General features: G+C 71.2%; 7 protein-coding genes. 3 read left to right on the top strand and 4 right to left on the bottom strand.

The features are described 5' to 3' along the window. Window positions 1-39: 39 nt before the first annotated feature. The 4 genes from ACJOT3_RS13120 to uraD form a co-directional block, all read right to left on the bottom strand. The gene (locus ACJOT3_RS13120) at window positions 40-1,533 is read right to left on the bottom strand and encodes a nucleobase:cation symporter-2 family protein (protein WP_406972368.1); all 1,494 of its coding nucleotides are present in this window, start codon (window positions 1,531-1,533) and stop codon (window positions 40-42) included. A gap of 208 nt (window positions 1,534-1,741) precedes the next feature. Further along, window positions 1,742-2,638, bottom strand: coding sequence for a factor-independent urate hydroxylase (pucL, locus tag ACJOT3_RS13115; protein WP_406972366.1), 897 nt, complete (start codon window positions 2,636-2,638; stop codon window positions 1,742-1,744). A gap of 223 nt (window positions 2,639-2,861) precedes the next feature. After that, the gene (gene uraH, locus ACJOT3_RS13110; protein WP_406972364.1) at window positions 2,862-3,206 is read right to left on the bottom strand and encodes a hydroxyisourate hydrolase; all 345 of its coding nucleotides are present in this window, start codon (window positions 3,204-3,206) and stop codon (window positions 2,862-2,864) included. Next, window positions 3,203-3,760: a 2-oxo-4-hydroxy-4-carboxy-5-ureidoimidazoline decarboxylase gene (gene uraD / locus ACJOT3_RS13105; protein ID WP_406972362.1), complete on the bottom strand. Its 558-nt coding sequence runs from the start codon at window positions 3,758-3,760 to the stop codon at window positions 3,203-3,205. Before uraD ends, uraH begins: the two co-directional genes overlap by 4 nt. A 349-nt stretch (window positions 3,761-4,109) precedes the next feature. Between uraD and ACJOT3_RS13100 the strand changes: the two genes are divergently transcribed. The 3 genes from ACJOT3_RS13100 (at window position 4,110) to gcl (ending at window position 7,712) form a co-directional block, all read left to right on the top strand. Continuing rightward, window positions 4,110-4,907 (top strand): hydroxypyruvate isomerase family protein, encoded by a 798-nt coding sequence (locus ACJOT3_RS13100; RefSeq protein ID WP_406972360.1) that lies wholly within the window; start codon window positions 4,110-4,112, stop codon window positions 4,905-4,907. Between the two features lie 50 nt (window positions 4,908-4,957). Further along, window positions 4,958-5,845 (top strand): 2-hydroxy-3-oxopropionate reductase, encoded by an 888-nt coding sequence (locus ACJOT3_RS13095; protein WP_406972358.1) that lies wholly within the window; start codon window positions 4,958-4,960, stop codon window positions 5,843-5,845. Between the two features lie 151 nt (window positions 5,846-5,996). Further along, window positions 5,997-7,712 carry a glyoxylate carboligase gene (gene gcl, locus ACJOT3_RS13090; protein WP_406972356.1) on the top strand — a complete coding sequence of 572 codons (1,716 nt, stop codon included), beginning with the start codon at window positions 5,997-5,999 and terminating at the stop codon, window positions 7,710-7,712. Window positions 7,713-7,803 lie beyond the last annotated feature (91 nt).

Below are 7,803 nucleotides of genomic sequence, written 5' to 3'. Positions count from 1 at the left end.
CCGCCGCGGGGAACCGGACCGGTTCCGGGGTGAGCCGGTTCAGGCCCGGTCGGGGTCCTCCTCGCGGTAGGCGGCCCCCGCCTGGTCGGTGTACTTGGCCTCGCCCGGTCCGGCCGAGCCGATCTCCCGGGTGTCGATCGCCGCCGGGGCCTCCTGGGCGCCGCCGCCGATGACGTTGAAGCAGACGTTGAGCAGGATCGCCGTCACCGCGGCGCCGATGATGCCGGAGTGGGCGATCATCTCGACGGACGCGGGCAGGAACGCGTAGAACGTCGGGTAGGCCAGCGGGATGACCGCGATCCCCACCGAGGCGGCCACCAGCACCAGGTTGAGGTTGCGGGTGAAGTCCACCTTGGCCAGCGTCTTGACGCCGCTGGCGGCCACGCTGCCGAACAGCACCAGGCCGGCGCCGCCCAGGACCGGGGCGGGCAGGGCGGCCATCACGCCGCCCAGGATCGGGAACATCCCCAGCAGGATGAGGATGCCCGCGCCGACCGCCACCACGTAGCGGCTGCGGATGCCGGTCAGCGCCAGCAGCCCGATGTTCTGGGCGAACGAGCTGGTCGGGGTGGAGTTGAAGATCGGGCCGATGATCGACCCGCTCACGTCGGCGCGCAGGCCCGCCGAGATGCGCTTGGCGTCCACCTTCGACCCGGTGATCTCGCCGACGGCGATGATGTGCGAGGCGCCCTCGGTGAGCACCACCAGCATGATCACGCACATCGTCGCGATCGCGGCGGGCTGGAACTGCGGGGGGCCGAAGTAGAACACCGAGGCCGGGTTGAACACGATGTCGGCCTCGCCGACCCTGCTGAAGTCGGCCATGCCCAGGGGCAGCGCCACCAGGGTGCCCACCAGCATGCCGAGCAGGATGGACAGCCGCCCCCAGATCCCGGGCAGCACCCGGGAGCCGACGAGGATGACGGCGAGCGTGATCCCGGCCAGGGCCAGGTTGGCCAGGGGCGCGGCCGGGACGGACGTGCCGTCCTCGCCGGTGTGGACGCCGCCGTCCATGATCCACCGGGCCGCCACCGGCATCAGGCTGATCCCGATGACGGTGATGATGGTGCCGGTGACGATCGGCGGGAAGAAGCGGATGAGCTGCCCGAAGAACGGGGTCAGGCACAGGGCGAAGGCGCCGGCGGCCAGCGAGGCGCCGAACGCCACCGGCAGGTTCTCGCCGTTGTGGCCCGCGGCCAGGGTGGTGATGGCGCTGACCGGGACGAAGGAGGCGGCGACCACGATCGGCATCTGGGCGCCGATCCGGCGGTGCCCGACGGTCTGGAGGAGGGTGGCGATCCCCGCCACCAGCAGCGCGCCGCTGACGAGTATCCCCATGGAGGCGGGGTCGTTCGCGAGTCCGGCGGCGGCGCCGATGACGAGGGCCGGGGCGACGGCCCCGGCGTACATGGTGAGGATGTGCTGGATCCCGTAGACGAGCAGCAGCCGGGGCGGCAGTTTCTCGTCCTCGGGGCGCGGGGTGAGGGTGGCGTTCGTTGTGGCCGAGTCCTTCGCGGACGGACTGTTCGACATGGCCAGTTTCCAGCCTTTGTTCGGGTGACCACGGGGGGTGGTCGGTCTCTCGGGCTCGTGCGCCCGACGAATCGCGCCGCCCCGCGGCCCGTTTCCGGGCACGGCGAAGGCGGGCAGCCCGCTGCGCGGCGGGCAGGCGAGGGGTCACCTCGGACCGGGGGACGGCCGGGGCCCGGCCGCACGTCGGGCCCCGGTGGTCAGGCGGGGATCAGACGAAGCCCGGGACGGTCTTCCACGCGTCGCCCGGCTCGGGGGCGTCGTCGCGCTCGACGACGGCCTCGATCTTGCCGTAGGGGCGGTCCGCGGCGAAGAACACCTCGTTGGGGTTGTCCAGGCCGAACGGCGACAGGTCCACCAGGAAGTGGTGCTTGTTGGGCATCGAGAAGCGGATCTCGGCGACCTCGGGGTGCGCCTCCAGGACGGCGGAGCCCATCTGGAAGAGGGTCTGCTGGAGGGCGAGGCTGTGCGTGTTCGCGAACGCCTCCAGGCACAGCGCGCGGATGGACGCGTAGGCCTTGTCGAAGTCGTGGTCGGTGCCGACGTAGCGCCAGCGGGCGGTGACGTCGGTGGCCAGGATGCGGTCCGTGGTCTCCGGGAGCGTGGTGTACCGGGTCTTGGGGTACCCGTGGAACTCCGAGCCGGTGGACTTGAGCACGGTCAGGCCGGTGAAGCCGGAGACGACCCACTCGCGGTTGCCGTCCTTGGTGACGACGGTGGTGCGGGTCTCGGCGCCGTTGCGCACGAAGGAGTGGTCGTGGGGGCCGCCGGAGGTGACGATGCGCTCCCAGGAGTACTCCTCGATCTCCTGCCGGGCGCCGTGCACGTACTCGTGCTCGTCCACGAAGTGGCGGGCCAGGCGCAGCGCGAAGTCCTCGACGGCGCCGACGCCGCCCCACTCGCGGGCCTTGGCGTAGACCGTGTTCTTCTGGGTGTCGGTCGGCAGGCACTTGGCGTTGTCGCCGACGGTGTGCACGTCCTCCAGGTCGCCGCGCAGCTGGGAGGTGACGTTGACGTCCTTGATCCGGTGGACGTCGGTCTGGCGGTCGACGTGGACGAGGCGTACCTCGGCCTTGCCGTACTGGTTGTCTCCGAGTCTGATGCCCATCAGGGTGAACTCCATCCGTGTGGATAAGTCTTCGTCGTTCGCGTTGTGAACGCTGTGCGTACGAGGGAGGACCGCTGGTCATGCGGAAGGACCTATCACGCACCCTGAGTCTGTGATCCTGCGTGTCGCCGTGTCCTGAGGTGTGTCCCCTCTGTTGCTGGTCGGTATCCGTCACCGGGGCCGGCCGTCGGGTCCGTGAGCCGCGGACCCGCGTGTGCCGTGGCTAAGAACCCCGGTAGGTCGAGTAGGCGAACGGGCTGAGCAGCAGCGGCACGTGGTAGTGCGCGTCCTCGTCCGCGAGGTCGAACACGATGGTGACCTCGGGGTAGAAGCCCTGCTGCCCCGACGCCTCGAAATAGGTGGCGGTGTCGAAGGTGATCCGGTGGAACCCGGCGACGAGCCGCTCGGGTCCCAGGTCGCCGATCCGCCCGTCGGCGTCGGTCACGCCCTCGGCGACGGTCTCCCAGGAGGCGCGGACGGGGTCGGCCGCGACCTCCAGGCGGACGGGGACGCCGGCCGCGGGGCGGCCGAGCGCGGCGTCCAGGACGTGCGTGGTGACGTGGCTCATGCGGTGGCCTCCAGGAGTTTGACCAGGCGCAGGGCGGCTATCTTGCGCAGTTCGCCGCCCACGACGGCCAGTTCGGTGTCGCGGTCGTTGGCGAGCCGTCCGACCAGGTCGGCCAGCAGGTCGCGGGGGCCTCGGCCGCTGGCGCAGACCAGGTAGATCTGCCCGAACCGCTCCTCGTACTCCCGCTGGGCGTACTGGAAGATCCGCTGGACGCGGACGGCGGCGTCGTCGGTGTCGGCGGCGAACGCGGACTGCTCGCCGCGCGACCAGGCCGCCTCGGTGTCCTTCCCCTGGGCCTTCTCCCCGATGCGGGGGTGGCGGGCCAGTGCGGAGGCGACCTCGTCGGCCGTGATCTCGCGGGCGTGGGCGTCGGCCGTGTCGAGGAGGGCGGAGCGGTCGGCGTAGGGGGCGGCGGCCGCGACGGCCAGCACCCAGCGCTCGATGTCCAGGCACTGCGCGAGTTCGGTGCGCAGCTCCCCCTCGGAGAGGGCGTTGAGCCGGTCCAGACCCTGGTCGGGCCGGGTGTCCGGCGCCGCCGAGGTGCTTTCGGGCATGGGTTCTCCCGTGGCCCGGCCTAGGCCGGGCTTTCATAGTGCAGACATGCGATTCCGTATTACGGATTGGAGGGACTCTAGTTGATGGGAGTGTGACCTTGTCAACACTGGCAAGGGGCTTTCGGCGAAAAACACGCGGATTCATGACGTGCGGAAAAGATCCGCCGAACGTGCGGAGGCGCCTGCGGGTCGAGGGGCCGGTGGGGCGGAGGGGGCCGGTCCGGGGTGGATCGCGGCGGCCTGCGGCGGGAGGGGGTGTTGACAAGCGCGGCGACCCGGCGCACACTCAAATCATTCCTCAAGGCGAAAAGTAACTTCCACAATGTGGAAATCATGACGGAGGCCGCGCATGAGCCACACCCTCGGGTACACGGTGAACTGCTCCATGCTCTTCACCGAGCTGCCCCTCAACGAGCGCCCCCAGGCCGTCCGCGACGCCGGGTTCGACGCCGTCGAGTTCTGGTGGCCCTTCGAGAGCGCCACCCCGCCCCGCGAGGACGTCGACGCGTTCATCGCCGCCATCGACACCGCGGGCGTGCGCCTGACCGGCCTCAACTTCTTCGCCGGCGCCCTGCCCGGGCCCGACCGGGGCGTGCTCTCCCAGCCCGCGCGCTCCGCCGAGTTCCGCGCCAACCTCGACGTCGTCACCGCGATCGCCGAGCGCACCGGCACCACCGGGTTCAACGCCCTGTACGGCCTGCGCCAGGCCGGGGTCGACCCCGCCGAGCAGGACCGCCTGGCCCTGGAGAACACCGTCGCCGCCGCCGAGGCGGTCGCCCGGGTCGGCGGCACCGTCCTCGTCGAGCCGCTCAGCGGCGCCGAGGACTACCCGCTCAAGACCGCCCGCGACGGCCTCGACTTCGTCGCCAAGGTCCGGGCGGCCGGGGCCGACAACGTCGCCCTGCTCGCCGACCTGTACCACCTGGCCGCCAACGGCGACGACGTCGCCGCCGTGGTCCGCGACCACGCCGCCGAGTTCGGGCACGTCCAGATCGCCGACGCCCCCGGCCGCGGCGAGCCCGGCACCGGCGACCTGCCGATCGACGACCTCCTCACCGCCGCCCAGAAGGGCGGATACCAGGGCCTGGTGGGCCTGGAGTACAAGCCCACCGTCCCCACCGATCAGAGCTTCGGCTTCCTGCGCTGACCCGCGCACCCGCCGCACCCACAGCCACGAACAACAGGAAGGGACATCCCGTGTCCATTCGCAAGGTCGCCTTCATCGGACTCGGCATCATGGGCCTGCCCATGGCCGTCAACCTCGTCCGCGCCGGCTACACCGTCACCGGCCACAACCTCACCCCCGAGCGCGTGGACGCCCTCGTCGCCGAGGGCGGCCTGCGCGGCGGCAGCGTCGCCGGAGCGATCGCCGACGCCGACGCCGTCATCACGATGGTCCCCGACTCCCCGGACGTCGAGGCGCTGCTGCTCGGCGAGGGCGGCGTGTTCGAGAACGCCAAGCCCGGCACGCTCATCATCGACATGAGCACCATCCGCCCCGACGTCTCCCGCTCCGTGGCCGCCGCCGGCGCCGAGCGCGGGTTCCGGGTCCTGGACGCGCCGGTCAGCGGCGGCGAGGCCGGGGCCATCGAGGCCAAGCTGTCCATCATGGTCGGCGGCGCCCGCGAGGACTTCGAGGCGGCCCGCCCGCTCTTCGACGTCCTGGGCACCACCCCGGTCCTGGTCGGCCCCAGCGGCGCCGGGCAGACCGTCAAGGCCGCCAACCAGCTCATCGTCGCCGGCAACATCCAGCTGCTGGCCGAGGCCCTGGTCTTCCTGGAGGCCCACGGCGTGGACACCGAGGCCGGCCTTGAGGTCCTGGGCGGCGGGCTCGCGGGCAGCACCGTGCTCCAGCGCAAGGGCAAGGTCATGCGCGAGCGCGACTTCGCCCCCGGCTTCCGGATCGCCCTGCACGACAAGGACATGCGCATCGTCACCGACTCCGCGCACGCCGCCGGGGTGGCGATCCCGCTCGGCTCCCAGGTTGCCCAGTACGTGGCCGCCCTCAAGCAGCAGGGCCACGGCGGGCTCGACCACTCCGCGCTGCTGAAGATCGTCGAGCAGCTCTCCGGCCGCGAGCAGTAGCGGCCGCTTTCGGGCGGCGCGGCGGAGCAGAGCACTCCGCCCTTGAGCCGCCCCGGGCCGCCCCGGCGATCGCGCGTGTTGGCCGCACCGCGGGACCCGCCGGGCCCGGCCCGCCCCCGAAACCTTCCTCCCTAGCACTGAAGGAACAGCCATGACACGGATGCCTGCGATGAACGCGGTCGTCGAGGTCCTGAAGGACGAGGGCGTCGACACCGCCTTCGGCTGCCCCGGCGCCGCCATCCTGCCCCTGTACAAAGCCCTGGAGGACGTCGGCGGGATCGAGCACCTGACCGTCCGCCACGAGGAGGGCGCCACCCACATGGCCGACGGCTGGTCGCGCACCACCGGCAAGGTCGGCGTGGCGATCGGCACCTCCGGCCCCGCCGGGACCAACATGATCACCGGCCTGTACACCGCGATCGCCGACTCCATCCCGATCGTCTGCATCACCGGCCAGCAGCGCACCGACCTGCTGGACAAGGAGGGCTTCCAGGCCGTCGACATCGTCGAGATCGCCAAGCCCGTCACCAAGTGGGCGGTGCAGATCAAGGAGGCGGCGACCGCCCCGTGGATCTTCCGCGAGGCGTTCCGGATCGCCCGCGAGGGCCGCCCGGGCCCCGTCCTCATCGACATCCCCGTCGACGTCGCCCAGCAGATCATCGACTACGACCCCGAGCTGGACGCCCCGCTCAAGGTCAACACCGTCGAGCCCCACCTGCCCCGGGTCGAGAAGGCCCTGGACCTGCTGCTGGCGGCCGAGCGCCCGCTCATCCTGGCCGGCGGCGGCATCATCCTGGCCGAGGCCTCCCAGGAGCTGCGCGAACTCGCCGAGTACCTGCGCGTCCCGGTCCAGGTCACCCTGATGGGCAAGGGCTCCTTCGACGAGGACTCCCCGCTGTACGCGGGCATGACCGGCGTGCAGACCTCCCAGCGGTACGGCAACGCCTCGTTCCTGGAGTCGGACCTGGTCCTGGCCGTGGGCGCGCGCTTCGCCGACCGGCACACCGGGCAGATCGACGTCTACCGCGGCGAGCGCAAGTTCATCCACGTCGACATCGAGGCCACCCAGATCGGCCGGGTCTTCGAGCCCGACCTGGGCGTGGTCTCCGACGCCCGCCTCTTCCTGCGCGAGCTGCTGGCCGCCGCCAGGCGGCGCGACGCCCGGGCCGAGGTCGGGGGCTGGGTCGAGCGGGTCGGCGAGCTGAAGGCCACCCTGACCCGGCGCGAGGACTTCGACACCGTTCCGGTCAAGGCGCCGCGGGTCTACAAGGAGATCAACGAGGTGTTCGACGAGGACACCTACTTCGTCACCGCGATCGGCCTGTACCAGATCTGGGGCGGCCAGCACCAGAAGGCGTACAAGCCGCGCCGCTACCAGATCTGCGGCCAGGCGGGACCGCTGGGCTGGGAGATCCCCGCGGCCATCGGCGTCAAGAAGGCGCTGAAGGAGACCGAGCCGGACGCGGAGGTCGTCGGCATCGTCGGCGACTACGGGTTCCAGTACATGGTGGAGGAACTGGCGGTCGCCGCCCAGTACAACGTTCCCTACGTCATCATCATGCTCAACAACGAGTACCTGGGCCTGATCCGCCAGGCGTCCATCCCCTACGAGATGAACTTCCAGGTGGACATCCACTACGACGAGTACGGCACCGACAACGTCAAGCTCATGGAGGCGTATGGCTGCGCGGGCCGCCGCGTCTGGGAGCCGGGGGAGATCCGCGACGCCCTGGAGTGGGCCCGCAAGGAGGCCAAGGCCACCTCCCGGCCGGTGCTGGTCGAGGTCATGATCGAGCGCGAGGCCAACACCCCGCACGGGCCGGCGATCAACGCGGTCAAGGAGTTCGAGCCGGTCCCCGGCGCGTAGCCGACCCTGTTTGCTTCGGGCCTCCGCTTCGCCCACCCGTCGCCCACCACCACCCTCATGGGCGCCATCGCTCCCACAGGCCGCCGCGGAC

Origin of the sequence: Nocardiopsis protaetiae, from assembly GCF_045446735.1 — a bacterium.
Lineage (GTDB): Bacteria > Actinomycetota > Actinomycetes > Streptosporangiales > Streptosporangiaceae > Nocardiopsis > Nocardiopsis protaetiae.
This window is presented reverse-complemented; position numbering and strand designations above follow the sequence as displayed.